Source organism: Rhodoferax sp. ZS1R25 (genome assembly GCF_056521335.1).
Genome location: NZ_JBWMAZ010000001.1, coordinates 632,931 through 659,700, shown reverse-complemented (window position 1 = coordinate 659,700; position 26,770 = coordinate 632,931). Strand labels below are relative to the sequence as shown.

Sequence of the window (26,770 nt, the reverse complement as noted above, 5' to 3'; positions counted from 1 at the left end):
AAAAAAGGGGGCCACCCCAACCAGGCAGGGTTGCCCCGTCGACCTCAGTGGCCTGCGCCGAGGGGCGCAGGCACACGCCGCCTCATTAGAAAAATTTCGCGAACTTCTCGACGTTGGAGGCATCGTACGTGAAAGGCTCGGACATGGCGGCTTCGCCATTCGCGTCCAGTGTCACGGTGCCAACGCGGCCCAGAGACACCTTGTCACCTGCCTTGCCCGTGACCTTGCCAGAGATGAACTGGCTGGCCGCGTAGATGGAGGAGTAGCCCAGGTCAATGGGGTTCCAGATGGCGAAGGACTTGACCGCACCGCTCTTCACGTGGCCGGCCATTTCCGAGGGCAGACCCAGACCGGTCACGAAAATCGCGCCGACCTTCTTTTCATCCTGCACAGCCTTGGCCGCAGCGGCTACACCTACAGTGGTGGGGGCAATGATGGCCTTCAGGTTGGGGTAGCTCTTGAACAGGCCTTGGGCTTCGCGGTAGCTCTTGTCGGTCTGGTCGTCACCGTAAACCACGCTGACCAATTTCAGACCCTTGTAGGCGGGCTGGGCCAGCACCTTCTTGGCTTCTTCGATCCAGATGTTCTGGTTGGTGGCTTGTGCAGTGGCAGACAACACGGCCACTTCACCGGTGGCGCCGATGGCGTCAGCGGTCATCTTCACCAGCTTTTCGCCGATCAGCGGGTTGCTGGAAGGGTTCAGGTGCATCAGGCGACCGTCTTTGCGCACGCCGGAGTCAAACGAAATGACCTTGATGCCGCGGTCCATGGCGCGCTTGAGCACGGGGGCCAGGGCGTCGGGGTCGTTGGCGGAGATCACGATGGCGGAGACCTTTTGCGCGATCAGCGAATTCACGATTTCGATCTGGCCTTCGGCCGTTGCCTTGGCGGGGCCGGTGTAAATGATCTCGATGTTCTTGAGTTCCTTGGCGGCTTCTTGCGCGCCTTGGTTGGCGGCGTCAAAAAAGCCGTTGCCCAGACTCTTCACCACCAGGGCGATCTTGTCGGCCGCAAACGCGGGGCTGACCAGCGCCGCGCTCAAGGCAACGGTCAGCAGGGTTTTGAGTTGTTTCTTCATGCGTGTCTCCTGGAATTGTTAGTAGAAAAATGTGACCCGAAGGCCGGTCTCGATACCGACTGCACACACCAGGACGTGGTGGTGTGAACCGGGTTCGATAGGGGAAGCACCACTGCACATGGCCATGGTGTTTAAACGATGCCGCTGCTGGGGCCACTGGCAGGGCGAATGGCCGCCATCTGTTTGCGGTAGCCGCTGGCGCGGTAGGCCTGGACCGGGTCGGCAGCGCCGCCCGCGTCGATGCGGATCTTTTGCAGCAGGGGCGTCACATCGGTGTGGAAGGCCTGCTTCAGGGTCTGGGCGGCCATCAACACGTCGTTGCTGTCCTGGTAGGCGGTCAGCGCCTTGCGGTCCACCAGCAGGGCCTGGGCATAGCAGCGCTGCACGGTCACGGCGCTGGTCATCAGGCTCTCGATGGGGTCGGTCACGTTGTGCGACTGGTCCAGCATGTAGGCGGGGTCGAACTCGGCCGCACCGGTTTGCGCCGCGTCCACCAACTCATTGAACACCAGGAACAGCTGGAAGGGGTTGATGCTGCCGCTGTCCAGGTCGTCATCGCCGTACTTGCTGTCGTTGAAGTGGAAGCCGGCCAGCTTTTGCGCATGCACCAGGCGCGCCACGATCATCTCGATGTTGGTGTTGGGCGCATGGTGGCCCAGGTCCACCAGGCAGCGCGCCTTGGGGCCCAGGGTTTGCGCAGCCAGCAGGCTGGAGCCCCAGTCCTGGATCACGGTGGCGTAGAAGGCAGGTTCGAACATCTTGTGTTCGAGGAACATGCGCCAGTCGGCGGGCAATGCGTCGTAAATCTGGCGGTTGCTGTCCAGGTAGCGCTCAAATTGGCGGCGGAAATGGCTTTGGCCGGGGAAGTTGGCACCGTCGCCAATCCACACGGTCAGCGCCTTGCTGCCCAGCTGCTTGCCAATCTCGATGCACTCCAGGTTGTGCGCCACGGCCTGGGCGCGCACGCCAGCGTCGGCATGGGTCAGGCTGCCGAACTTGTACGACAGCGGCTGGTCTTTCTGGTCCGAGAAGGTGTTGGAGTTGACCGCATCAAAGCCGACGCCGTTGGCCTCCGCATGCTGGCGCAGCTCCTTGTAGTCGTTCACCTTGTCCCAAGGGAAGTGGGGCGACACGGTGGGCGTGCAGCGCACCAGCTGCTGGATCACGCCGCAGTCCTGGATCTTGTCAAACACGTGGCGCGGCTCGCCCAGGCCGGGAAAGCGCGCAAAGCGCGTGCCGCCCGTGCCCACGCCCCAGCTGGGCACGGCCACGGCGAACTTCGCCACATCGGCCTTGAGGACGGCGATGTCCACACCGCGGCGGGCCAGTTGCTCGCCCAGGGTTTCGTAGTCCAGGTTCACGCGCGCTGCGGCCTGGGCGTTGTGGTCGGCGATCAGCCCGGTGTTGATCTGTTGTGTCATGGTGTGTCTCGAATACGTGCGGGGTTCAGCGTGGGAAGGCAGCCAGGTTGCCTGCGTCCACGTTGAGGATGTTGCCGGTGGATTTGGCCGCGAGTTCGCTGGCCAAAAAGTAGGTGGCCTCGGCAATGTCTTCGGGGAAAACGCTGCGCTTGAGCATGGAGCGGTCGCGGTAGAAGGCTTCGAGTTCTTCCTCGCTCACCTTGTTCGCCGCGGCACGTTCCTGGCTCCAGGTACCGGTCCAGATTTTGCTGCCACGGATCACGGCGTCGGGGTTCACCACGTTGCAGCGGATGCCCAGCGGTGCGCCTTCCAGCGCAAAGCTGCGTGACAGCTGGATCTCGGCAGCTTTGGCGGCGCAGTAGGCCACGGCCTGGTTGCTGGCCACCATGCCGTTCTTGCTGGCGATGAAGACCATGGAGCCACCGATGGCCTGTGCCTTCATGAGGCGGAAGGCTTCGCGGCCGACCAGGAAATAGCCCGTGGCCAAAATGCTCTGGTTGCGGTTCCACAGCGCCAGCGTGGTGTCTTCCAGTGGTGCCGCAGAGGCAATGCCTGCGTTGGACACCAGAATGTCCACACCACCGTATTCGATGGCGGTGCGGGCATAGGCCGCAATCACCGACTCTTCGCTGGTCACATCGCAGACCACGCCGCGCACCACATCCCGGCCATACTTCTTGGAGAGTTCGGCCACGGTAGATTCGAGCGCGGCGGCATCGATGTCCAACAGCACGGCACATACGCCCTCTTGCAGCTGGCGCTCCACGATTGCGCGGCCGATGCCACCGGCACCGCCGGTAACCAGGGTCACCTTACCCACCAATGGCTTGGCCTTGGGCATGCGCTGCAGCTTGGCTTCTTCGAGCAGCCAGTACTCGATGTCAAAGGCCTCCTGCTCGGGCAGGCCCACATAGGTGTCGATGGCGTTGGCATCGCGCATCACGTTGATGGCGTTCACATAGAACTCGCCAGCAATACGGGCCGTGGCCTTGTCTTTGGCGATGGCCACCATGCCGATGCGCGGCAGCAGGATGATGACGGGATTCGGATCGCGCAGCGCCGGGCTGTTGGCGCGCTTGCAGCGCTCGTAGTAGGCGGTGTAGTCGGCGCGGTAGTCGGCCAGCTTGGCGGCAATGGCCTTGGACAGCTCGGCACCGCCCAGGGTGTAAACCGATTCATCGAGGATCAATGGCTTGATCTTGGTGCGCAAAAAGTGGTCGGGGCAAGAGGTGCCCAGCGCCGCCAGCGCTTCGAGCTGCTGGCTGTTCACAAACTCCATCACCACGGCCTGGCGGTCCACATGCAGCAGCTTGTGGCCGCTTTGCGAGGCCTGGCCGCGCAACACGGGCAGCACGCGGGCCAGCACCTCGTCTTGCGCCGCAGCATCCAGCGCGTTGACCTTGGCGCCACCGAAAGGCACAGCCTTGCGGGCCAGGGCTTGCGCGGCGAGCCAGGTTTGCGCTTGCGCAATGGCCGCTACCGTGTTGTCATAGCAGCTGCGGGAATCATCACCCCAGGTGAACAGGCCATGGCCACCGAGCACCAGACCCTTGAGGCCGGGGTGGGCTGCCACGTAGCGTTGCAGTTGCAGGCCCAGCTCGTAGCCGGGACGGCGCCAGGGCAGCCAGCCAATGGTGCCGCCAAAGGCTTCCTTGGTGATGGCTTCGCTATTGGCCATGGCCGCAATGGCGATGACCGAATCGGGGTGCATATGGTCCACATGCGCAAACGGCAGGTAGGCGTGCAGGGGGGTGTCGATGCTGGCGGCGCGTGGGTTCAGGTTGAAGGTGCAGTGCGGCAGGTAGCCCACCATCTCGTCTTCAAAGTCGGAGCCGCGGTAAATGCCTTGCAGCGCGTTGAGCTTGTCCATGTACAGCGTGGAGAAGCCATCGAGCTTCATCGAGCCCACGTCGCCGCCCGAGCCCTTGACCCACAGCACCGACACGTCTTTGCCGGTCAGCGGATCCTTTTGGGTGATCTTGGCCGAGGTGTTGCCACCGCCGTAGTTGGTGATGCGCAGGTCCGAGCCCAGCAGGTTGGAGCGGTACAGCAACAGGTTGGCGGGGTCCAGCTTGGCGGCATGGTCCTGGTTCCAGACAGGAAACGGGACGGGTTGAGAGCGAGTGGTCATGTGCGGTGCAGTTACGAAGAATTGGAGTGACTGTAGACAGCCTGAGCTATAGGCACAACGCAGACTTTTTTATGAAATTCATCAGAAAACCTGATAGATCACTAGAATGCGGCGCAGGCCCTGCATCCACCCCCGGCCGCCTCTGGGGCGCAGGGCTGCCACCTGCTGAATCCCTAGGGAAAACACCGATGAAAACCCGCACCCCCGCCCAGGCACTTGCCCGCAAACCCCTAGGGATATCCCGCAGGTCCCCGGCCCTTGCGCCCGAGCCGCAGGGCGGCAAACGCGACCACCGGCTCAAAAACCTCACCCTGCGCCAGCTGCGCCTGTTTGAGGCCGTGGCCACGCAGCTGAGCTACTCACGGGCCGCGGAGCAGATGAGCGTGACGCAGCCCGCCGTGTCCATGCAGGTGCAGCAACTGGAAGCCGAGCTGGGCCTGCAGCTGCTGGTGAAGGCCGGCAAGAAGGTGAGCCTGAGCCAGGCCGGCGAAGAGATGCTGCGCCAGGCCCGGCGCATCCTGAACCAGGTGACCATGGCCGAGGAGGCCATCGGCGCCTTCCACGACACCGAAGGGGGTTTGGGTGGCCTGCTGCACCTGGGCGTGGTGTCCTCGGCGCACTACTTTGCGCCAGCCTTGCTGATGGCGTTTGCCGAGCACTGGCCCGGTGTGAAATTCAAGCTCACGGTCGACCGGCGCGAAACCATTCTGGCCATGCTGCAGGACCACCAGCTGGACGTGGCGATTGCGGGCTACCCACCCTCGGAGGCCGATGTGGAGGCCGAGACCTTTGCGCAGAACCCGCACTGCGTGGTCGCCGCCGCCAACCACCCGCTGGCCAAAAAGCGCCGCATCCACTGGGATGCACTGCGCGACGAGCCCTTCATCTTTCGCGAACCGGGCTCGGCCACGCGGCAGTTTTTTGACCACCTGCTGCAGGCCCAGTCGCTGCCCGTGCGGGTAACCATGGAGCTGTCAGGCAACGAGACCATCAAGCAGGCGGTGATGGCGGGCATGGGCATCAGCTTTCTGTCGGCCCATACCTTCCAGGTGGAGATCGAGGCGGGCAAGCTCGCCGTGCTGCACATGGAGGACATGCCCAAGATGCTGGACTGGTGCCTGCTGCATCGGCGCGACTCCGCGCTCAGCGGGGTAAACGGCGCCTTCCGTGAATTTGTGCTGGAGCATGGATCGCGGCTGGTGCAGTGCCGCATGTAAAAAGGGGCCACGAGGCCCCTTTTTTTGGCTTGCGAAATGTCGGCTAGCGCTGCAGCACGTCGCGGATCGTTGCGGCCAGCTCTTCTTCCACAAACTTGGCGATGTAGGCATCGGCGCCCACGCTCTTCACGTGGCTCTCGTTCGTCGAGCCGGTGAGGGACGAGTGGATGATGACCGGCACCTTGCTGAAGCGGCCATCCTGCTTGATGTTGCGGGTGAGCGTGAAGCCATCCATCTCGGGCATTTCCAGGTCCGTCAGCACCAGTGCCACCTTGTCTTTGATGGACTTGCCTTCGGCCGTCGCGGTGTCATGGATGGACTGCAAACGTTCCCAGGCTTCCTTGCCAGTCTTGGTCATGATGTAGGGCACATCCATGCCCTTCAGGCCCTTCTCGATCATCATGCGCGCCACGGCCGAATCGTCGGCCGCCAAAATAATCTGACCCGGCTCCAGGCGTACCTTGGCAACGGTTTTCGCATCGTCGGACTTGACCTCTTGGGGCATCACGTCGCGCAGGATTTGTTCCACATCCAGCACCTGGGCCAGACGGGTGTTTTCGGCGGCGCCATCCAGGCGCGCAATGCTGGTGACCAGCCCGCCACCCGAGTTCTCGGCGGACAGCACATGCTTCCATTCCAGGCGCACGATCTCGTTGACTTCTTCCACGGCAAAGGCCTGCGTGGTGCGTGCAAACTCGGTTACCAGCAGGATGCCCAGGCCCTTGGTGGGCTTGCAGCCCACGACCATGGGCAGGTTGATCACGGTGATCATCTGGCCGCGGATATTGGCCACACCCATCACCTCGGGGGGGGAATTCACCATCGCGGTGATCTCGGGCATCACCAGAATCTCGCGCACCTTGAACACGTTGATACCGAACAACTCGCGCCTGTCGTTGTTGGCGGCCTCCCCCAAGCGAAACAGCAGCAGTTCAAACATGCTGTTGGCGGCCAAGTTGGTCCGCTCGTCAATCTCGCGCATCTCTTTGCTCATGGGGTCCGTCCTTTTGAAGGCTTCAAGGTTGATGTGGTGCCATGGTAACGCCATCCAGCCTATTTAGGCCAGAGCACCCACATCTGCAGTGGCTGGCGCAAACGGCCGGCCAGATCGCCCGCCTCGGCGCCCCAGCCCGCGAAATAATCGGCCCGCACGGCGCCGGTGATGGCGCTGCCCGTGTCCTGCGCCAGCACCAGCTTTTGCAGGCTGGTTTGCGGCCCGGGCGAAGCCAGCCACACCGGCGTGCCGTAGGGAATGCTGCCGGGGTCCACCGCGATGGAGCGGCCCGGCGTCAGCGCCACGCCCTGGGCACCGCGGGGGCCAAAACCGGACTCCAGATCGGACAGGGTCTCCTCCTTGAAAAACACCACGCGCGGATTACTCCACAGCAGCTCCTGCTGGCGCCCCGGGTTTTGGGCCAGCCAGGCCTTGATGCCGGGCCAGGATGCGTCCTTGACCAGGCCCTGGTCCAGCAGCCAGCGGCCCACGCTGCGGTAGGGCTGGTCGTTGGTGCCGGCATAGGCCAGGCGCACCCAGCGCTGGCTGCCATCGGCCTGGGCGATGCGCACGCGGCCCGATCCCTGGATCTGCAGCACCAGCGCGTCCACCGGGTCGGCCATATAGGCCAGGGCCCGGCCCTTGAGCGCGGCCTGCGCCTCGGGCAGGGTGTCGATTTCCTGCCGCGTGTACCAGGGTTTGCGCTGGGCCAGCGTGGCCGGCGGCTGGTACAGCGGCACGCCAAAGGCAGCCGTCGGCACGCGGCTGGCCTCGATCACGGGCTCGAAATAACTGGTTAACAGGCCCGTGGACTCGCCTTGCAGAGTCTCCACGCGGTAGGGCTGCAGGCGCTGCTGCACCCAGGCGCGCTGTTCGTCGGCGGTGCCAATGCTCAGACGCCGCACTTCGGAGCACAGCGCGGCCAAGGGGGCCTGCGGCTTCTCGCAACTCTTGATCCAGGCGTTCCAGGCCTCAAACAGGTTGTCCTGGCCCCAGCCCGGCAGATCGGCCCAGGGCACGGGCACCCAGCGCGCGCGCGGCTGGGCCAGGGTGCCGGGCACCACGGCCACGGGGGGCGCCGCGCTGCGCGGGCTCTCGACCGGGGCGGGCTCCTGCAGGGGCACGCTGCCACAGGCCGCCAGCATTCCTACAATGGCGGCCATTGCGCCATGCGCCAGGACACGAACCATGACACTGCTATTGCTGGAAGCCCTGGGAGCCGGGCTGATTTTTGTTGCCATCATTTGGTGGACCATGTTTTCGGGCCGCCAAGGCGGTGAACTGCCTGGCGCGCACCCAGAAGAGAAGCCCACCGACGCCACACCGCAGGACAAGGACCAATAAGGTCTCTGCCCCGCGCAGAATATGCGCGAGCAGCTTCTGTTTTTATAGCAAACCGCATCACAGCACGCGGTGCTGCAGCGACGGCAGCTGCGCGCGGCACTGCTGCAGGTGCGCATAGTCCAGCTCGGCCAGCACCACGCCCGGCCCCTGTGCCTGCTCAGCCAGCACCTTGCCCCAGGGGTCCACCAGCAGCGTCTGGCCCCAAGTGCGCCGACCGCTGGGGTGCACCCCCCCCTGGGCCGCAGCGGCCACAAACGACAGGTTCTCAATCGCGCGGGCGCGCAGCAGCACCTCCCAGTGCGCCTGGCCGGTGGTGTGGGTGAAAGCGCTGGGCGCCAAGATCAGATCCACGCCCTGCTGCGCGTAGGCGCGGTACAGCTCGGGGAAGCGCATGTCGTAGCACACACTCATGCCGACCTGCCAGGTGCGGCCATCGCGCGCTGGCAGCGCAAACACCGTGGGCGTGCTACCGCGTTCCAGCACGCGTGACTCGTCGTAGCTCTCCACGCCGTTGTCGTAGCGGAACAAATGGATCTTGTCGTAACGCGCCACGCACTGGCCTTGCGGGTTGTAGGCCAACGAGCTGTTGAACACCCGGTCTGGCAGGTCTGCGCGCAGCGGCAGCGTGCCGGCCACGATCCAGATGCCCAGCGAGCGCGCGGTCTGCGCCAGAAAGTCCTGCATGGGCCCGCTGCCATAGCTCTCCTGGATGGCCAGCTTGTCCGTATCGCGCTGGCCGATCAGGCAAAAGTACTCCGGCAACACAGCCAACTCGGCACCGGCTTGGGAGGCCTGGGCCAGCAGCTTGCCGGCCTGGTCAAGGTTGTCCGCCAGCACGCCGGTGGACACCATTTGGATGGCAGCAACTTTCATATCAACACACTCCTGCAATCAACACTACATACGCGCTAGCGGCGCTCTACCTTGGTCATGCGCGGTTCCAGCCAGGTGCCGTCGACCATGAACTCCTGGGTCGCCGCATTGACCAGGGGCCCGCGCAAAATCAGCTGGGCCAAAAAGGTGCTCAGCCCCACTACGGGGTTGATGATGCTGGCGATCACCGAGGCGCTGCCCGCATTGATCTCGGGCACCACCACCACGCGCAGGTTTTGCGTTTCCTTGGCAATGTCGGCCTGACCGTCCATCAGCACGGCGGCGTTCACGCCCTTCATCTGCAGGTTGGTGGTGCGCGCAATGCCCTGCTCGATGGCGATGTCACCGCGGAAGAAATCAAACGCAAAGCCCTCGCTGAACACATCTCGAAAATCCAGCGTCAGACGGCGCGGCAGCGACTGCAGGCTCAACACGCCCAGCAGCTTGGCAATGCCCGGGTCGGCCTTGAGAAACTGGCCGGTCTCCACGTTCACATTGAATTTTCCCGCCATGCTGGGGTAATCCACAGTGATGGGAGAGCCCAGCCAGGCCACTTGTCCCTCGATTTTTCCCTTGCCCCGGCGCACCACGCCAGTCACGCCAAAACGGTTCAGCAGCTCGCCCGCATCGTTGATGTCGAGCGTGAAGTTCAGCACCGTGCGGCGGCGTTCCCGTGCAGTGCGACCCGCTCCGGCGGCGGCGCTGTTCATATTGGCCCAGTTGCCGCTGGCGGTCAGGCTGGCCTCGGGGGTCTGGATGTTGAAGCGGTTCAGCCGCCATTCGCGCGCACCCGTGGTGCCCAGATTCACCGCCTCAATGTCCACATGCCCCAGCTTCTTGCCACGCAGGTCGAAGTCTTCCACTTCGATGTCCAGCGCGGGGATGGTGGTGGGCTGCTCGTCGAGCAGGCTTTCCACATCCTGCGCCGTGCTCTGGCCCACGGCCAGGCGGGCCAGACGGGCATACAGGCGCCCGGCATTGCTGCCTGTGGGCTGGCGGTATTCCAGGTAGCCGCTGAGCTCGGTGGCATCCACGTTGGCGCGCCAAACCAGGCCATCGCGCCCGCCGCCCACCACCACGTTGTTGAGCTTGCGGCCCGACAACCGCAGCTCACGTGCGCGCACCGCCATCACCGTGGGCATATAGCCCATAAAGGCCGACGCCCCAGGCCCTGCCGGGCCGCTGGCGGAGCTCTCGCCCGTGGTGCGCGACAGCACTTCGGTCCAGGCGTCCACGTCCACGCCGGGCACGTTCAGGTTGGCCACCACGCCCTCATCGGGCAGGGGTGCCGACTCATCCGCGGCCAACCCCACTGCAATGGCGCCGCGCAGCACGCGCGCATCCGTACCCGAAATGTCACGCTGGTAAATCACCGAGGCCAGGGTGCCGACCGTAAGCTGCAGCTGGTCTTGCAAGCGCACTGGCGCACCCGCGGCCTGCGGGGTGCGCAGCAGGGCCGTTTCCAGCCGAACCGGCAGCGTGGCTTCGACCGTCTTGGCAAACGGCACCGGCAGACTCAAGGCCATACCGGTCAGCGGGCTGCTGATCTGCAACTCGGGCACGCCGCTGCGCAGGCCCAGCACCGCGGTGTACGACGTGCTGCCGTTGGCATAACCGGCCAAGCGCGTGGCCAGACCCAGTTCCTTGGCTTGGCGCAGCCCTTCGGAGGTAACGGTGCCCTGCATGCGCAGTACCGGTGCAGCGGCTACACGCGCAGAGCCTGGAACGGGCGCCGTGCTGTGCATGTTCAACCCACCCTCAATGCGCACATCGCCGCCCAGCGCCCGGGCCTGGGTGCCGGTGACGGTGAAGCCCGATTCGGTGAAGGCCAGCGTGCCGCGTGCGCGGGTCAGGCGCGGCGTGTCGGCGGTGATTTGCAGCTCGTTGCCGGCCAGCGTCACCTGGCCCTGCACCGTGGTGCGGTTTACGTCGGTCAGCGGAACGCCCAGCTTGAGCCGGTAGTCCGCATTGCCGGTGGCCGAGGCCTTGGCCAGCACCCCGCCCAGCATGCCGCCCAGTGGGGAGGTATTCACGATGCCCAGCACGTCGGCCACGGGGCCCGTGGCCTCGGCGTTCACGGCCAGCGTGGCGCCCTGGAACAGGTGGCTGATGGTGGCGTCGGCCTTGTTGATGCGCAGCCCCGCGCTGTTGGCAAAGCCACCCTTGGCGCCATTGACCTGCAGGGTTTCATGGTCGATCACCAGCTCGCCCGAGAGCTGCGACAGCACGGGCCAGGGCGGGCTGTCCTTGGGCAGCAGAAACGCGGGGGCAAACGCAAAACTCGCGTTTTGCACATTGCCAGAGATGCGGAAATCGCCCTGCTTGGCATCGGTGAACGGGAACTTGGCCAGGTCGCCCTTGACCTTGAACTTCACACCATTGGCCACACCGCCCACGATGGCGGTCTGCAGGTAGGTGCGCACGTCTTTTTCGATCACGTTGGGCAGGTAGCGGTACAGCCGCGTGCCCACCACCTGGCTGGCCGTGCCCTGCAGGTCCAGCACGCCGGGGTAGCGGTTGTGGGGCTTGGCGGCCACCGGGCCGGGGTCGGCGGTTTGCCATTTCACCTGCAGATCGGCCTGGCCATCGGCATTGCTGAAATGCAGGTTGGAGATACTGACCTTCAAGTCGTCGCCCTTGCGCGTCCACTCCACCGCAGCGCTGAGTTCGTCCACCGCGACCAGGGGCTCGTCCATCACGCCCAGCAGGTCCAGCTCGCCCTTGTGCATGGCCACGCTGGCTTTGCCACCCAGCTGGTTCAGGTCAAAGTCCAGATCGGCACCGCGAAAACCCTGGGTCGGCACGCCGTTCAGCGTGCCCGCATTGAGCGCCAGGCGCACCACCCGCCCCTTGGCCGCATAGACGCTGGGCTGCTCGGGCGGACCTTGCCAACTGGCCTGCAGGCTTTCCACCAGGCCCTGTGGGCTGTAGTAGCCCATCTGCGCGCGCAAGGCTTCATCCAGCGGCAGGCGTTTGGCAATCTCGCCCATGGCCGCCAGATCCAGCCGGTCGGCCGACAATTCACCACGTGCCGGGGTCTTGGCACCGGCTGCAAACAGGGCCAGCCGCACATTGCCACCGGGCCAGTGCAAGCCGTCCTGGGTGTCAAAGGCCAGGGATTCGGTGGACACTTCAACGCCCCCGTCCAGGCGCCGCGCACCCAAGCGGCCCGCCACGCGGGTCAGACTCAGCGCGCCCAGCTTGGGGTCCACCGTGGCATCTACGTCGCGCAACAGCACATCGGCCGTGGCCCCCAGAAAATCGCCACGCGCCACATCGGCCCACACGCGCAGGCTGCCCACGCCCTTGGCCACGTCCACGCCCACATCGGCATAGGGGCGCAACAGCGACACATCGATCTGCGGGAGGTTGGCATACAGCTGGCCGGTCCAGGCGCGCCAGTCGCCCGCATTGACCGAGAGCAGGGGCTGCTTGAAGACCCCCATGATGCTGAGCCGCTGGCCCCATTGCGCCGGTGGGTCGGCGTCCAGGCGCAGGGAATGGGTGTGCAGGCGGTTGCGCAGCACCACATCCACATTGGTGAGGGCCAGCGGTGGGGCGCCACGCAGCTCGTCGGTCCAGCGCACGGTGCCGTGGCGCAGCGCCACCTCGGTCTGTGAAAACACCCAGTCCGCCGCGGTCGTGTCATGGGTGTCACTGGCGGGCAGTGGCAGCCCGGCAATCCAGACCTGGCCGTCAGCTGCGCGGCGGATGTCCAGCACCGCGCCATCCACATACAGCTGCTCAAACCCGAGGTTCAATAGCGAGTGGGGCGACAGCGCCGCGATGACGGAAGGCAGCCGCAAAGCCTCGCGCCCTTGCGGGTCCAGCAGGCGCACATCGGTCAGCTCCACCGAGGGAATCAGGCCATTGGATTTGGTGTCGATGGCACCAATGCGCACGGCAACACCCAGCACGCTGGAGGCCCGTTGCTCCAGCCACGGGCGAAGTTCGCCAATTCGCGGCACAATCAGAAAATGCAATCCCCCCCACACCAAGGCCATCGCAATCCATGCTGACGCGAGCAAGCGAAGCGCCCATTTCGCGCTCACCGCAAGCGCTTTGAGCCAAGGCGAAGGGACAGGTGTCAAATCATTCATCGTGCATCGGGACTATGTCAGGAATTATGACCCGCATTGAGTCTTCACCCTGGTTGGAGGGCTCCCGCTTTGGCCAGCGCATTCGGCGCCGCTACGAGGCACAACTCTCCCTGCTTCCCCCCGGGGCGCCTGACCGCGCTGCGCTGCAGGCCCTGTACCAGGCCCTGCGCGCACAACAACCCGATGCCGCCACCGCGTTGCGCATCACGCGCCAGCTGGTGCTGGAGCGCCTGGTAGAGCTCGATTGCGGCGGCGTGGCCGATCTGACCAGCGTGACCCGGGTGATGACGGAGCTGGCCGAATGGGCCCTGGAAGTGGCCTACCACGAGAGCTTTGCCACCCTGCACACCATCCACGGTGCCCCCCTGACCCCGCAGGGCGAGCTGTGCCAGCTGTGCATCATCGGCATGGGCAAGCTGGGCGCGCGCGAACTCAATGTCTCCAGCGACATCGACCTGATTTACGTCTACGACCAAGACGGCGACACTGCCGGCAACGCTGAGGGCCGGGGCCGCATCTCCAACCAGGAATTCTTTGCCAAGATGGTCAAAGCCATCTATGCGCTGGTGGGAGACACCACCGAACACGGCTTTGTGTTCCGCGTGGACCTGGCGCTGCGGCCCAACGGCAACTCGGGCCCGCCCGCCGTATCGCTGGGCGCGCTGGAAGAGTATTTCCATGTGCAGGGCCGCGAGTGGGAGCGCTTTGCCTGGTTGAAAAGTCGGGTGGTGGCCCCACAGCAGGCCATTGGCTCCAGCTGCGCGCAGCAGTTGCGCGGCGTGGTGGTGCCCTTTGTGTTCCGCCGCTACCTGGACTACAACGTATTCGACGCGCTGCGCGGGCTGCACCGCCAGATCCGCGACCACGCCTCCAAGCGCAGCGCGGGCCGCCCCGAGCGCAGCAACGATGTGAAGCTGTCGCGCGGCGGTATTCGTGAAATTGAATTCACCGTGCAGCTGCTGCAGGTGGTGCGCGGCGGCCAGTACCCCGAGCTGCGCACCCGCCCCACCGTGAGCGCACTGCAGCGTCTGGTGGTGGCCGGGCTGATGCCACAGGCCACGGCCGACGGCCTGGCCCAGGCCTATGTGTTTTTGCGCTTGGTGGAGCACCGCATCCAGTACCTGGACGACCAGCAAACCCATGTGCTGCCCACCGACGAGACCGACCTGCGCTGGATCGCCAACACCCTGGGCCTGCACGACGGCTGCGCCCTGCTGCAAACGCTGGACCTGCACCGCGAGCTGGTGGCGCAGGAGTTTGACGCCCTGCTGGGCGGCGCGCCCTCGGAATGCCGCGGCAGCTGCAGCGGCAAGGGCGCAGCCGCCACGCCCAGCGATCTGGACACGGTGCTGGAACAGCTGCAAGGGCTTTTCAAGGAGCGCGTGGCCTCCTGGCGCGAGCACCCGCGCGTGCTGGCCCTGAAGGAAGAATCGCGCGCACGCCTGGGCCGCCTGGTGCTGCGCACCGGCCAGTGGCTGGCCGAAGGCCGCGTGGCCGAAGACGCCGCCGTGCGCCTGGTGGACTGGATGGAGCCGCTGCTGCGCCGTGAGAGCTACCTGGCCATGCTGCTGGAGCGCCCCCAGGTGCACGAGCGCCTGCTGCGCATGCTGGGTGCCGCGCGCTGGCCAGCACGCTACCTGCTCAAGCACCCCGGTGTGATTGACGAGCTGGCCAGCAACGCGATTCTGGAAGAGCGCTTTGATGCCGTGGCCTTTGAGCAGGACCTGGAGCGCCGCATGGCCTCGCTGCAAGGCAGCGCCGAGGACGACGACGAGGCGCTGCTAAACCTGCTGCGCCGCGCCCACCATGCCGAGGTGTTCCGCACGCTGGCGCGCGATGTGGAAGGCGTGCTGACCGTCGAACAAGTGGCCGACGACCTGAGCGCGCTGGCCGAGAGCGTACTGCGCATCACCACCCGCTGGTGCTGGGAGCGGCTGAAGAACCGCCATCGCCCCGACCACCAGTTTTCCATCATTGCCTACGGCAAGCTGGGCGGTAAAGAGCTGGGCTATGGCTCGGACCTGGACATCGTGTTTGTCTACGACGATGCCGACGAACGCGCTGGCGAGGTCTATGCCGCGCTGGTGCGCAAGCTCATCAACTGGCTGACCGTGAAGACTGGCGAGGGCGACCTCTACGAGATCGACACCGCGCTGCGGCCCAATGGCAACTCCGGCCTGCTGGTGACCAGCTTTGACGCCTACGCCAACTACCAGCAGCAGCGTGGGAGCAACACCGCCTGGACCTGGGAGCACCAGGCCATGACGCGCGCGCGCTGCGTGTTGGGCACGCCGGCCCTGCAGGCCCGCTTTGACGCGGTGCGTGCCGCCGTGATTGGTGCGGTGCGCGAAGAGGCGGGGCTGCGCCAGGAGATTGGCAGCATGCGCGAGAAGGTGCGCAGCGCCCACCCCGTGAAGGGCACGCAGTTTGACGTGAAGCACAGCCCCGGCGGCATGGTGGACATCGAGTTTGCGGTGCAGTTTCTCGTGCTCTCGCAAGGGTGCAAGCACCCGGAACTGCTGGACAACGTGGGCAACATTGCCCTGCTGCTGCGCGCCCAGGCCTGTGGCCTGCTGCCGGAGCCCGTGGGTGAGAACGCGGCCCAGGCCTACCGGGTGCTGCGCCAGATCCAGCACACGGCCCGGCTGAACGAAGAGCCCACCCAGGTGGACGAAACGGCGGCGCAGCAGGAGCGCGCCGCGGGCCTGGCACTGTGGGCAGCCGCGTTCGGCAGCTTGTGAGTCTTTCAGGCTGCCAGCCCCCGCAAACATTGCGCAAGCAGCTCCTCTTTTCATAGCATCTCATCGGGCGCGAAGGGCGCGATCAGCGTGGTGATGAACTGCAGCCCCAGGCTGGCGTCGGGCTCCGACGACGTGTCGGGGAACGCCGCACCCGGCGGCGCACGCCACCACAGCTGCTGTTCCCGCAGTTCCACGCGGTAGGCGCCGTGGGCTAGCGTAGGCTCCACCAGGCGCGTGGCTTCTGCAGAAATCGCGCGGTTGCGGATGGCGATGGCCACCTCGCTGTTTTGCAGCTGCGAGCGCAGGTCCAGGTTCATGGAGCCGACCACCAAGAGCGCGTCGTCCATCACCACCAGCTTGGAATGCAGGCTGGCGCGTGAGCCCGCATTGCCGCTGCCCAGTGCGGATGCGCCAAAACTGCGGAAGGTGCCCTGCTGCTCGGCCCGCATTTCGTACAGCTCGATGCCCAGCGCCAGCAGCGCACGGCGGTAGCGCGCGTAGCCCACGTGGGCGGCCGGCGCGTCGTTGGACGCCAGGGAATTGGTCAGCACGCGTATCTGCACATCGCGCCGGCGCAGGTCGGCAAAGGCCTTGAGCATGCGCTCGCCCGGCACAAAGTAGGGCGACACGATCAGCAGCGTGCGCCGCGCCTGCGCCATGAGCTGCAGCAGCCCGTCGACCGTGGTGTCCTGCGCGGCCTCGGTGGTGTCGGCGTCGACGGCGATTTTGGACGGCTTGTCCACCAGCAGCGCAGACGGTGCCCAGGTCCAGGTCAACAAACGCAGGTCGGTGGTGCCGGGCAGGGTGCTGGCGGTGGACTCGGCCCCTGCAGGTGCGGCGGCCAGCGCCAACGAGTTGGTGGCGTCGATTGCAGCGTTGGCTACCGCGGGCGCCGGCATGGGTTTAAGAGCATCAATCTCCCGCACCGTCATCAGCGACTGCACCGGGTAGGCCAGGGGGTTGTTCCAGTACTGGTCGAAGCTGTGGGAGAGCTCACGCACGATGCGGCCCGCAGCCAGTACGTCCAGGTCTACAAAGTTGCTGTCCTGGCCCTGGCCAAAGTAGGTCTCGCCCAGGTTGCGCCCGCCGGTGATGGCCACCGCGTTGTCGGCCACCAGCATCTTGTTGTGCATGCGCCGCTGCATGCGCGCCGTGTCCTTGAGGTTGCTGAGTACCCGCCCCACCATGGAGCCGCGCCCGCCCGGCAATGGGTTGAACAGGCGCAATTCAATATTCGGCTCAAACGCGAGCTTGAGCACCTGGGCGTTCTTGCCCGAGGTGTTGAAGTCATCCAGCAGGAGGCGGACGCGCACGCCGCGCGCCGCCGCCGCGCGCAGCGCGTCGAACATGCGCTCAGTGGTTTCGTCGGCAAAGATGGCGTAGTACTGCAGGTCCAGCGTCTTTTGCGCCGCCTGGATCAGCGCCATGCGGCTGCTGAAGGCCAGCTCGGCACCGCCCACCAGCGCGAAGCCCGAGTCGTTGCGCGTACCCGCCTGGCGGGCCTGCGCCGCCACCGCCGCGCCCAGCCGTGTCTCAGCCGGGTTGGCCAATGCGGAGGAGACCGGTCGGTCCGCCGAACTTGGCAGTGACGCACACCCGGTGAGCACCGCGCACAGCAGGCCCCCGGCCAGCCTGCGCCAAACACCCGCCTCCACCCCACGCTGGCGCGCTACGGCCAAGGAAGGGGGAAGGCACAGGGACAGCATGGTGCCGACCACTGTAGCGAAAAGCTCGGCAAACAGCGTGCGACGCCGCACCATCCAACCACTTGTGATAAAAATAGGCGTCTAGCCCCCGTCGATGTTGCGCGAGCAGCTATATTTTTCGTAGCAACCCGCCGAAACACCTGGCTGGTTGCCGTCAAGCCTTTCACCCTTTTCTTGTTGTCTGAATCCCATGCGTGCTTTTCTGTGGATGACCGGTGCCCTGGTCTCGTTTTGCCTCATGGCCATTGGCGGGCGCGAGCTGGCCGGTGGCATCAACACCTTCCAGATTCTGCTGTCGCGCAGCGTGATCGGGCTGGTGGTGGTCAGCGCCATCATCTGGCGCACCGGCAAAACCGAACTGTTTCGCACCCAGCGGCTGAAGCTGCAGGTGGGGCGCAACCTGTTCCACTTTGTGGGGCAGTACGGCTGGTTTCTGGGCATTGGCCTGTTGCCGCTGGCACAGGTGTTTGCGCTGGAATTCACCACGCCGCTGTGGACGTTGTTGATTGCGGCACTGTTCCTCAAGGAGCAGCTGACCGCGCGCAAGGCCGTGGCGATTGCGCTGGGCTCCATTGGCGTGGTGCTGATCCTGAACCCCGGCGGCGACATCGTGAACCCGGCGGCCCTGTATGTACTGGGCGCCGCGGTCTGCTATGCCCTGTCCTATGTCGCAACCAAGGCGCTATCGACCACCGAAGCCCCGCTCACCATCCTGTTTTACATGTGCCTGGTGCAGCTGCCGCTGGGCCTGCTGCTGAGCGCCAGCCATTTTGTGGTGCCCACGCCGCTGCAGTGGGTGTGGCTGACGCTGATTGGCCTCAGCGCGCTCAGCGCCCACTTTTGCCTGACCCACGCCATGAAGACCGCCGAGGTGAGCGTGGTGGTAACGCTGGACTTTCTGCGGCTGCCACTGATTGGAGTGGTGGGCATGCTGCTCTATGGTGAGGGCTTCAAACCCATGCTGCTGGTGGGTGCATCGCTGATGTTGGTGGGCAATCTCGTCAACGTCTACAAGCCGCGGGCCAAGGCGGCGGGCTAAGGGCGTTTCAGCTGGCGCGGGTGCGCTGGTGTTGTGTTTCATCCTGCCTAGTGGGGGGCCGGTTTGCGGCGTAAGCGGTCATCCCGCAGTGAGGCTCAGTTTGATACGATTCCAATGAGTCCTACTTACATTATTCGTTAGGCGCGCCACGGCATGAATCAACTTATTGGCACCTGGGTCGGACCAGATGAATACACATCTGAGGTGGCTTATACCGTTTCGGAACATCAAGGCTCAATTTCAGTCACTGCAGTTGATCCCGGCGATGGGGAGTCTGCACAAGTCAGTAAAGTGCAGTTATCCAGCCAAAAGCTAAGCTTCGTTGCGCTGTGGCCTTCGACAGGCCGCAGATCGAGTTGCCTATTGGAGATTCAGGAAAACGGCGAGGCCCTTCTCACCTTCACTTACACAGATCATGCGCGTCTTGTTCGAAAGCTCGACTGACCAGGAATTTCAGCGAACCGAATGTCTGCATTCAGTCTGTTGGCGCCTCGGCTCTGCGGCGATTGCCGACAGTCGCCACTGCCCGGTTCCGGGTAACCCATGTTCACGGTTTTCGAGACCGACCAGCAGTCGTTCTCGGTGGTCGCCAAAGTGCCAAATGCGGAAACAGGGGTTCGCTATATTTTGCGTTGAAAGGTACAAACCAACTCATTCGTTGACGGCACTTTCGCTAAACGTGGTTCGCTAATTGGTAACCCCAACAGCTATTTTTGGCATTTCGGAGGGAGGAACTACAAGTTCAAAGTGGAATTCCTGCAAAGCAGTGGCCACACTCGGTTTCCCCCAAAAGTGTCCAAAAATAACGAGTTCGTTATCAACTAGACGGACTGCTTCAACGCTGAACTCGCACCTGTTCTCATAGTCATTGCAGACCTGAGCCTCCTCTGGCAAGGCCTTCGGGGTAACTCCAAAATTCCAAAAAACATCTCCCTCGAATGACCGGGCGGCAACATTGACCCGCATCTGAAATTTTGAAACCCGCCCATCATCAAAGGTAATGATGCCGGCGCTATCAGAAATGGTCGTTATCACGCCAAACTCCGAAAGGAATTGCTTTGAAAAATCACATCGACGCCGATACGGATTTGCGCACGCGGGACCAATCAAATTTGTACTGGGAACAATGAGCATTGAGTTGTTAAGCAGAACAGGCTTTCCAGTCCTGTAGGCCCGCTCATACCCACTTTCCCAGCTTTCACTACCGGCTCCATTGGCGGGCATTTCCCATGTACCTTGAACCGAACGAAATGTACCGCTGACTTCCCGTCTTGATAGCCTGCCGTCTCGACGCTGGTCAGGCTCTTTGAACCATTCCATAGCGTAGGGATGCGGATTTGCATCAGGATCGTTTTCACCGGGCTGGCCAATTGGCCTCAGTTTGTTCACGACTTTTCCAAACGGATCGATGCCGCGCCTAACCGTAGGAACTACTCGCAGTGGCCGCCCCTCGATTTGACTCTCCCAAAATGGCAAAGACAGGTACAACTTATCTGTAACTTGATCGACTACATCCCAGCGCAGTTCACGGCTACTGACTTTTGCCGCATTCACCTCTATGCGAATATTGCTCCTCCATTCATTTGCAAAGACTGCGATAAGGCAAGTACCCGGCCTCACTGGTGGCTTCTTGGTAAAGTCGTTGTAGTCACTCTTCCATTGAAAACAATCTGGGCTACTACGTTGGCCTAAAGAGAGGCGAAGTACTTTTGATTGCTTTGCGAGGCCCTGAAATGCCAGTGGATCTTTTGACTCGGACATCAACCAATCCACAGATCCCCCAGCACCAATTTCCACAAACGGGATGCGGCTGTTCACCAGCAATTCACTGAGCGACCAACGAACATCAAGAGGCCCTAGATTGAGCCCTTTAAGCGGCAAGTCGTCCTTGAATGCATCAAGGATCTGATCAGCTACTTTTTCGGTTGACTTGCGGGCTCCTTCATCAGATCCAAAAAGTAACTTCTTCACCATGATGAATGGGCTCGCAACGATGATTGCTGGCCACAACAAGCTCTCTGCGCCGGTGCTAATTCCCTCGCTACGAGCTGAGGCACTTAGGAACAGGAACAGTAATGCAGCTGCGCGAAATTTGCGGTCTCTCAAGCCTGTTTCCTTGCGGTCTGCCAATTCGATGCGCGGATGGTAATCGACTCTAATAAAATTCAGAGAGGTTTCCCTTCTGAGGTGCACTGTAAAAAAGCAAATGACGGCTTTGTCCAACGTTGCGTGCCTAATCTAAGGTCCGCCTTCAGTCTGACACGGCCGCTCCCCCAAGCGACATCGGCCGCCCAACCCAAGTTAGCGAAGCGCAACTTAGCCCCGACAGACATCCATAACCATGCCCACGGTCAAACCACTTCCCAGCACCCCAACATAGGAATAGACTGGTTCGGTCGCGCCACGCAGCTTTGCGGACGCCTACGCCATGAACATCAACGACTTTGTAAAAGCCCATTTGGCCACCCAGTACCTGGGGGCTAGCGCCAGCACGCAGGCCACGGGTGGTTTGAGTTTGGTGGCGCAGGCGGGGCTCAAAAAGGCGGACCAGCGCATTCAGGCGCAGGTGGATACGACCACCGCGCAACTCTCCACGTTTGGCAAACTGCAGTCCGCCGTGTCAGGCACGCAGATGGCCGCGCGTGGCTTGGGTGTTTTGGGCAATACCAGCACGGCGGCGGCGCAGAAGTCGGCTGCCGGTGATTTCACCAGCGCTTTCAACGCGGCCCTGGCTGGCGCCAAGACCAGCGCCGCGCAGCCCGGGGAACCCGCCGCGGCGCAGAGTGCCAGCCGCACCGGCGCCAACCTGCTGCGCGCGGTGGGCGCGGACTCGGCCACGGTGGAGGCACTCAAGAAAGTGGGCTTCAGCCTGAACACGGGCGGCAGCCTGGTGCTGGACACCAAACAGCTGGATGCCGCACAAAAGGCAGACCCGGCCGCTGTGCGGGCCACCTTGAACAAGCTGGGCCAACAGGTCTTCAACGCGGCGACGCAGGAGCTGGCTGGCAATGGCAATGTGGGCTTGTCTTTGACCACGCTGAACCAACGCTCCGGCGTTCTCAAAAGCCAACAAGCCACCTTGAGCGCGCTCGGGCAGGGCGCCAACCCCACGCAGAGCAGCACGGGCTTTGGCAGCTGGACAAACTGGGGGGTGTCGGCCTACCAGCGAAGCAGCTAGGTGCGCCCCGTGTTCACCGCCGTACCTCAGCCCGCCCGAATCCTCTGCACCAGCTTGGTGGTGGAGTAGCCCTGCACAAACGGCAGCGCCAGCGCCCGCCCGCCCCAGGATTCCATCAGTGCCGTCTCGGGCAGCTTGGCCATGTCGTAGTCGCCGCCCTTGACCAGGATGTCGGGGCGGATCTGCGCAATGATCTCTACGGGTGTGTCCTCACCAAACCAGGTCACCAGGCTCACGGCCTCCTGGCTGGCCATGACGATGGCGCGGTCGGCCTCGGCGTTCAGCGGGCGGTCGTCGCCCTTGCCCAGGCGCTTGACGGAGGCATCGGTGTTCAGCGCCACGATCAGGCTGCCGCCCAGCGCGCGGGCCTGGGCCAGGTACATCACATGGCCGCGGTGCAGCACGTCAAACACGCCGTTGGTGAACACCCAGGGCCGGGGCAAATCCGCCAAGGCGGCCGCCAAAGCATGCGACGGCACGATTTTTTGAAGAAAAGCGGGAGACTGGTCGATAGATTCCATGACGAAGATGCTAGCAGCACGCCGTTTTGCCGAATCGCCGGCCGGGCCACGCGTGCGCGCATTGCATAATTCGCCGACTTCTATGCACCTTGTTCCCGTCAACGTTGAGTCCATCCGCATCGGCCAGCCGCTGCCGTTCCCCTTGATGGACAAGAACGGCGTTTTGCTGGCCAAAAAGGCCTTTGTGGTGGCCACACGCCAGGATCTGGACGAAATCTCCCAGCGCGGCGGCGGCCTGTACATCGATGTGGCCGACTCCGAAGCCCACCACCGCGCCTATGTGGAGCGCCTGCACGGCCTGGTGCGCGACGAAAAAACCCTGGGCCAGATTGCCGGCACCCAAATCACCAACGACCCCAGTGCGGCCGAACGTGCCGCGGCCGCGGACGACCGCATGGACTGGCTGGACCTGCAGGAGGTGGCCAACTCCCTGCTGCGCGAGACCCAGCCCGCGATGTTCCGCGAACGCATGGTGCGCCTGTTGCGCCAGCTGCAGCGCAATATGCAGCGCAATGCCGATGGCACCCTGTTTGCGCTGATCTACCTGTCTGCCACCGACACCCGCATGTACAGCGCCACCCACGCCATGCTGGTCAGCGTGATGTGCAACCTGGCCGCCAAAGAGGTGCTGAACTGGCCCGAAGCCGACCAGATCCTGGTGGCCCAGGCCGCGCTGACCATGAACATTGGCATGACCGATCTGCAGGACCGGCTGGCCATCCAGCTGGAGCCACCCACGGCGACGCAACGCGCGGCGATCGATACCCACGCCGAGCGCTCGGCCCAGATGCTGCAGGCCATGGGCGTGGGCGACCACGACTGGTTGGCCGCCGTGCGCGACCACCACCGGCAGGCGCCCGGCCGCCTGGCGGACCGCACCCGGCCCCAACGCCTGGCGCGCCTGATCCAGCGTGCCGACATGTTTGCCGCCCGCCTGGCGCCGCGCGCCGCACGCGTGCCGCTGGCCCCGGCCGCGGCCATGCAGGCCTGCTACTTTGATGAAGTGAAGGCGATTGACGAAGCCGGTGCAGCGCTGATCAAGGCGGTAGGGATTTACCAGCCCGGCTCCTACGTGCGGCTGGCGACGAACGAGATTGCGGTGGTGATCAAGCGCGGTGCCAATACCACCACGCCACGCGTGGCCGTGCTGGTGAACCGCAGCGGCATTCCGACGGTGGAGCCCACCATCCGCGATTCCAGCCTCAAGGAATACCGCATTGTGGCCAGCGTGGCGCACCGCGATGTGAAGGTACAGATCAACCTGGAGCGGCTGCTGCCGCTCACCGCCGTCCCGTCCTCAGACCGACCGTGGTGAGGCCACGGCCTCCATGGAGGCCCCCAGCTCACGGGCCAGCTCTTTGCGGTACTTGTTGAGCTCTTGCACGGTGGTGAAGCTGCGCTCCATGAGCAGGCTCAGGTTGTGCAGGATGCGCTCGACCACCTTGGTTTCCCACACGGCGTCGAAGTTGATTTGCTTGTCCAGCCAATGCTCCAGCCACTCAGGGTTGGGCAGGCGGCTTTGCACGGTGTCGCGCGGGAACAGCGCCTTGTTCACATGCAGGTTGGTCGGGTGCAGGGCCTGGGCAGTGCGGCGGGCCGATGCCATCAGCACGCCCACTTTGGCAAAGGCGCTCTTGGCCTCCACACCGAAATTACTGATCGCGCGCTTCATGTAGCGCAGGTAAGCGCCACCATGGCGGGCTTCGTCCTGGCTGAGCTTGGTGTAGATCGCCTTGATGACGGGTTCGGTGTGCCATTCGCTGGCACGGCGGTACCAGTGGTTCAGGCGAATCTCGCCGCAAAAGTGCAGCATCAGCGTTTCCAGCACGGGCGCGGGGTCGAACTCAAAGCGCACGGCGTGCAGCTCTTCCTCGGTGGGCGCCATGTCGGGGCGGAAGCGGCGCAGGTACTCCATCAGCACCAGGGAGTGCTTTTGCTCTTCAAAGAACCAGATGGACATGAAGGCGGAAAAGTCGCTGTCGCCGCGGTTGTCACGCAAGAACATCTCGGTGGCCGGCAGCGCGGCCCACTCGGTGATGGCATTCATCTTGATGGTGGCCGCCTGCTCGTCGGAGAGCTGGCTGGCGTCGAACGATGCCCAGGGAATGTCCTTGTCCATGTCCCAACGGACCGATTCCAGCTGTTTGAAGAGTTCAGGGTAGAGCATGGCAACCTTTCAATGCGTTTGAATTTTAGTCGGGCCGTATGTCAACACCTTGACACAGCTATGGCTTTTTCGTGACAAACCAAGGCCTTAGCCTCGATTGTGACCCGTCAATCCGATAAATTACCACACAGTCACAAAATTACTTTATAGTTCAATTCATGAAAATCGCCATCGTTGGTTCCGGCATCTCCGGCCTCGCCGTCGCCCACACGCTGCGTGGACAGGCCGACCTCACGCTGTTCGAAGCCGGCAACTACTTTGGTGGCCACACGCACACCGTGGATGTGACCCTACCCAGCCCCCTGGGCCCGGTCACCCATGGAGTAGACACCGGCTTTCTGGTGTTCAACGAACGCACCTACCCCCATCTCATCGCTTTGTTGGCCGAACTGGGCGTGGACACCGCCAAATCCGACATGTCGTTCTCGGTGCAAGTGCCTGGTGCCAAGGCCGGTGGCCCGCTGGAATGGAGTGGCTCCACGCTCAGCACCGTCTTTGCCCAGCGCAGCAACCTGGTCAACCCGCGCTTCTTGCGCATGTTGAGCGACGTGCTGCGCTTCAACCGTCTGGCAACGCACATTGCCGAGCGCAACGCCGAGGCCGAGCTGATGCAGCCCCTCAGCGCATTTTTGGACCAGCACCAGCTCAGCGCCGAGTTCCGCGACTGGTATTTCCTGCCCATGCTGGGCTGTATCTGGAGCTGCCCGACCGACCAGATGCTGCAGTTTCCCGTGGCCACCATGATCCGCTTCTGCCACAACCATGGCCTGATCCAGGTCAGCAACCGGCCCCAGTGGTGGACCGTGACCGGCGGCGCCAAACACTATGTGCAAAAGATCGTGGCGCAGGTGACCGACAAACGCCTGAACACCCCCGTGCAATTGGTGGAGCGCATGGCCGACGGTGTGCTGATCACCAGCAACGGCCAGACCGAGCGCTTTGACAAAGTGGTATTGGCCAGCCACTCGGACCAGTCGTTGGCGCTGCTGGCCGATGCCACAGCGCAGGAGCGCGCCACGCTGGGCGCCATCCGCTACCAGGCCAACCACGCCGTGCTGCACACCGACACCACGGTGCTGCCGCGCGCCCGCCGCGCCTGGGCCGCCTGGAACTACGAACGCAGTGCCGACGGTGCACACGACTCCGCGCGCGTCTGCCTGCACTACCTGCTCAATATGCTGCAACCGCTGCCGTTTGCGCAAAGCGTGGTGGTGTCGCTGAACCCGGTGCGCGAGATTGCGCCCGAACATGTGCACGGCAGCTTTGACTACGCCCACCCGGTGTTTGACCTGGCCGCGATTCGCGCGCAGGGCGAGGTGGGCGCACTGCAGGGCCAGCGGCACACCTACTTTTGTGGCGCCTGGACGGGCTATGGCTTTCACGAAGACGGCCTGAAGTCTGGCCTGAAGGTCGCCAAGCGCCTGCAGGCCGTGCTGGCGGGCGGAGCCTGAGCCATGGCCCCAGCCGCGCACGCATCCCCAACGGCGCACGCAGCCCTGCTGGGCTTTGGGCAGGTGCGTCACACGCGGCTGCGGCCCGCCCACCACGCCTTTGCCTACGGCACCTACTTCCTCATGCTGCCGCTGCGCAGCCTGCAGGTGCAGGGCCCGGGCGCACTGGCACGCAACCGCTGGGCACCGCTGAGCTTTTATGACCGCGACCATGGCGATGGCCGCGGCCCCGAACAGGGCGGCGCATTGGGCTGGCTGGACGCGCTGCTGCACGCCGAAGGCATTGACGATGCCGATGGCGAGGCCTGGCTGCACTGCTACCCCCGCGTGCTGGGTTTCACCTTCAAACCCGTGAGCTTTTGGTACTGCCACCGCACGGATGGCAGCCTGCGCGCCATCGTGGTGGAGGTGAACAACACCTTTGGCGAACGCCATTGCTACCTGCTGGACCAGCCAAGTTATGGCGCAGAGCTGCGCGCGGACAAGGTGTTCCATGTCTCGCCCTTCTGCCCCGTGGAGGGTGGTTACCGCTTCCGCTTTCTGCTGACCGCTGACCTGCAGCGCACCGTGGCGCGCGTCGACTACGACGACGCCCAAGGCCCGCTGATCGAAACCAGCGTGAGCGGCACGCTGGAGCCATTGAACGCCCAGAGCGTGCGCCGCGCGCTGTGGACCTACCCGGCCATGACGCTGGGTGTGGTGGCACGCATCCACTGGCAGGCGCTGAAGCTGTGGCTCAAAAGAGTTCCGTTCTTTCGCAAGCCCGTGCCGCCCACGACCTTGACCACCCGCTAACCCCTTTTTTGCAT

General features: G+C 63.9%; 20 protein-coding genes. 9 read left to right on the top strand and 11 right to left on the bottom strand.

The genetic code is table 11. From position 1 onward, the window contains the following. Window positions 1-85: 85 nt before the first annotated feature. The 3 genes from rhaS to AC097R_RS03095 form a co-directional block, all read right to left on the bottom strand. Complete coding sequence (rhaS, locus tag AC097R_RS03105; RefSeq protein ID WP_479596136.1) at window positions 86-1,078, bottom strand: rhamnose ABC transporter substrate-binding protein; 993 nt, start codon at window positions 1,076-1,078, stop codon at window positions 86-88. A 131-nt stretch (window positions 1,079-1,209) separates the two neighbouring features. Then, the gene (gene rhaI, locus AC097R_RS03100) at window positions 1,210-2,499 is read right to left on the bottom strand and encodes an L-rhamnose catabolism isomerase (RefSeq protein WP_479596135.1); all 1,290 of its coding nucleotides are present in this window, start codon (window positions 2,497-2,499) and stop codon (window positions 1,210-1,212) included. 25 nt (window positions 2,500-2,524) lie between these two features. Further along, window positions 2,525-4,630: a bifunctional rhamnulose-1-phosphate aldolase/short-chain dehydrogenase gene (locus AC097R_RS03095; protein ID WP_479596134.1), complete on the bottom strand. Its 2,106-nt coding sequence runs from the start codon at window positions 4,628-4,630 to the stop codon at window positions 2,525-2,527. A gap of 188 nt (window positions 4,631-4,818) precedes the next feature. On the opposite strand from AC097R_RS03095, the gene AC097R_RS03090 reads away from it, so the two are divergent. Continuing rightward, window positions 4,819-5,847, top strand: coding sequence for a LysR family transcriptional regulator (locus AC097R_RS03090; RefSeq protein ID WP_479596133.1), 1,029 nt, complete (start codon window positions 4,819-4,821; stop codon window positions 5,845-5,847). Between the two features lie 43 nt (window positions 5,848-5,890). Here the strand turns inward: AC097R_RS03090 and AC097R_RS03085 are convergent, their stop codons facing one another. Both AC097R_RS03085 and mltA read right to left on the bottom strand, forming a co-directional pair. Continuing rightward, entirely contained in the window at window positions 5,891-6,841 is a 951-nt protein-coding gene (locus AC097R_RS03085; RefSeq protein WP_479596132.1) for a chemotaxis protein, read from the bottom strand. Window positions 6,842-6,900: 59 nt separating this feature from the next. Beyond that, on the bottom strand, window positions 6,901-8,097 hold the full coding sequence (gene mltA / locus AC097R_RS03080; protein ID WP_479596131.1) for a murein transglycosylase A: 1,197 nt from the start codon (window positions 8,095-8,097) through the stop codon (window positions 6,901-6,903). On the opposite strand from mltA, the gene AC097R_RS03075 reads away from it, so the two are divergent. Next, a complete protein-coding gene (locus tag AC097R_RS03075) occupies window positions 8,030-8,185 on the top strand; it encodes a hypothetical protein (RefSeq protein WP_479596130.1) in 156 nt (51 codons plus the stop codon). The two genes, mltA and AC097R_RS03075, sit on opposite strands and share 68 nt — an antisense overlap. Window positions 8,186-8,242: 57 nt before the next feature. Here the strand turns inward: AC097R_RS03075 and AC097R_RS03070 are convergent, their stop codons facing one another. Both AC097R_RS03070 and AC097R_RS03065 read right to left on the bottom strand, forming a co-directional pair. Next, entirely contained in the window at window positions 8,243-9,058 is an 816-nt protein-coding gene (locus AC097R_RS03070; RefSeq protein ID WP_479596129.1) for a carbon-nitrogen hydrolase family protein, read from the bottom strand. A gap of 35 nt (window positions 9,059-9,093) precedes the next feature. Then, window positions 9,094-13,158: a YhdP family protein gene (locus AC097R_RS03065; protein ID WP_479596128.1), complete on the bottom strand. Its 4,065-nt coding sequence runs from the start codon at window positions 13,156-13,158 to the stop codon at window positions 9,094-9,096. Between the two features lie 26 nt (window positions 13,159-13,184). Here AC097R_RS03065 and glnE point away from each other — a divergent pair, with 26 nt between their 5' ends. Beyond that, window positions 13,185-15,899, top strand: a complete 2,715-nt coding sequence (gene glnE / locus AC097R_RS03060; RefSeq protein WP_479596127.1) for a bifunctional [glutamate--ammonia ligase]-adenylyl-L-tyrosine phosphorylase/[glutamate--ammonia-ligase] adenylyltransferase — start codon at window positions 13,185-13,187, stop codon at window positions 15,897-15,899. A gap of 50 nt (window positions 15,900-15,949) precedes the next feature. Here glnE and AC097R_RS03055 read toward each other — a convergent pair whose 3' ends face one another. Beyond that, complete coding sequence (locus AC097R_RS03055; RefSeq protein WP_479596126.1) at window positions 15,950-17,659, bottom strand: phospholipase D-like domain-containing protein; 1,710 nt, start codon at window positions 17,657-17,659, stop codon at window positions 15,950-15,952. A gap of 136 nt (window positions 17,660-17,795) precedes the next feature. Here AC097R_RS03055 and AC097R_RS03050 point away from each other — a divergent pair, with 136 nt between their 5' ends. Both AC097R_RS03050 and AC097R_RS03045 read left to right on the top strand, forming a co-directional pair. Continuing rightward, window positions 17,796-18,644 (top strand): DMT family transporter, encoded by an 849-nt coding sequence (locus tag AC097R_RS03050; protein WP_479596125.1) that lies wholly within the window; start codon window positions 17,796-17,798, stop codon window positions 18,642-18,644. A gap of 153 nt (window positions 18,645-18,797) precedes the next feature. After that, window positions 18,798-19,088 (top strand): hypothetical protein, encoded by a 291-nt coding sequence (locus AC097R_RS03045; RefSeq protein ID WP_479596124.1) that lies wholly within the window; start codon window positions 18,798-18,800, stop codon window positions 19,086-19,088. Between the two features lie 243 nt (window positions 19,089-19,331). On the opposite strand, the gene AC097R_RS03040 is transcribed toward AC097R_RS03045, so the two are convergent. Next, window positions 19,332-20,867, bottom strand: a complete 1,536-nt coding sequence (locus tag AC097R_RS03040; protein ID WP_479596123.1) for a hypothetical protein — start codon at window positions 20,865-20,867, stop codon at window positions 19,332-19,334. Between the two features lie 205 nt (window positions 20,868-21,072). Between AC097R_RS03040 and AC097R_RS03035 the strand changes: the two genes are divergently transcribed. Further along, entirely contained in the window at window positions 21,073-21,822 is a 750-nt protein-coding gene (locus tag AC097R_RS03035; RefSeq protein ID WP_479596122.1) for a hypothetical protein, read from the top strand. Between the two features lie 26 nt (window positions 21,823-21,848). Here the strand turns inward: AC097R_RS03035 and AC097R_RS03030 are convergent, their stop codons facing one another. Next, window positions 21,849-22,343: an adenylyltransferase/cytidyltransferase family protein gene (locus AC097R_RS03030; RefSeq protein ID WP_479596121.1), complete on the bottom strand. Its 495-nt coding sequence runs from the start codon at window positions 22,341-22,343 to the stop codon at window positions 21,849-21,851. Window positions 22,344-22,425: 82 nt separating this feature from the next. Between AC097R_RS03030 and AC097R_RS03025 the strand changes: the two genes are divergently transcribed. Further along, window positions 22,426-23,658 (top strand): HD-GYP domain-containing protein, encoded by a 1,233-nt coding sequence (locus AC097R_RS03025; protein ID WP_479596120.1) that lies wholly within the window; start codon window positions 22,426-22,428, stop codon window positions 23,656-23,658. Here the strand turns inward: AC097R_RS03025 and AC097R_RS03020 are convergent. Further along, a complete protein-coding gene (locus AC097R_RS03020) occupies window positions 23,641-24,510 on the bottom strand; it encodes a ferritin family protein (RefSeq protein ID WP_479596119.1) in 870 nt (289 codons plus the stop codon). The two genes, AC097R_RS03025 and AC097R_RS03020, sit on opposite strands and share 18 nt — an antisense overlap. 158 nt (window positions 24,511-24,668) lie before the next feature. On the opposite strand from AC097R_RS03020, the gene AC097R_RS03015 reads away from it, so the two are divergent. Both AC097R_RS03015 and AC097R_RS03010 read left to right on the top strand, forming a co-directional pair. Next, the gene (locus AC097R_RS03015; protein WP_479596118.1) at window positions 24,669-25,961 is read left to right on the top strand and encodes an NAD(P)/FAD-dependent oxidoreductase; all 1,293 of its coding nucleotides are present in this window, start codon (window positions 24,669-24,671) and stop codon (window positions 25,959-25,961) included. Between the two features lie 3 nt (window positions 25,962-25,964). Next, complete coding sequence (locus AC097R_RS03010) at window positions 25,965-26,756, top strand: DUF1365 domain-containing protein (protein ID WP_479596117.1); 792 nt, start codon at window positions 25,965-25,967, stop codon at window positions 26,754-26,756. The last annotated feature ends 14 nt before the right edge of the window (window positions 26,757-26,770 follow it).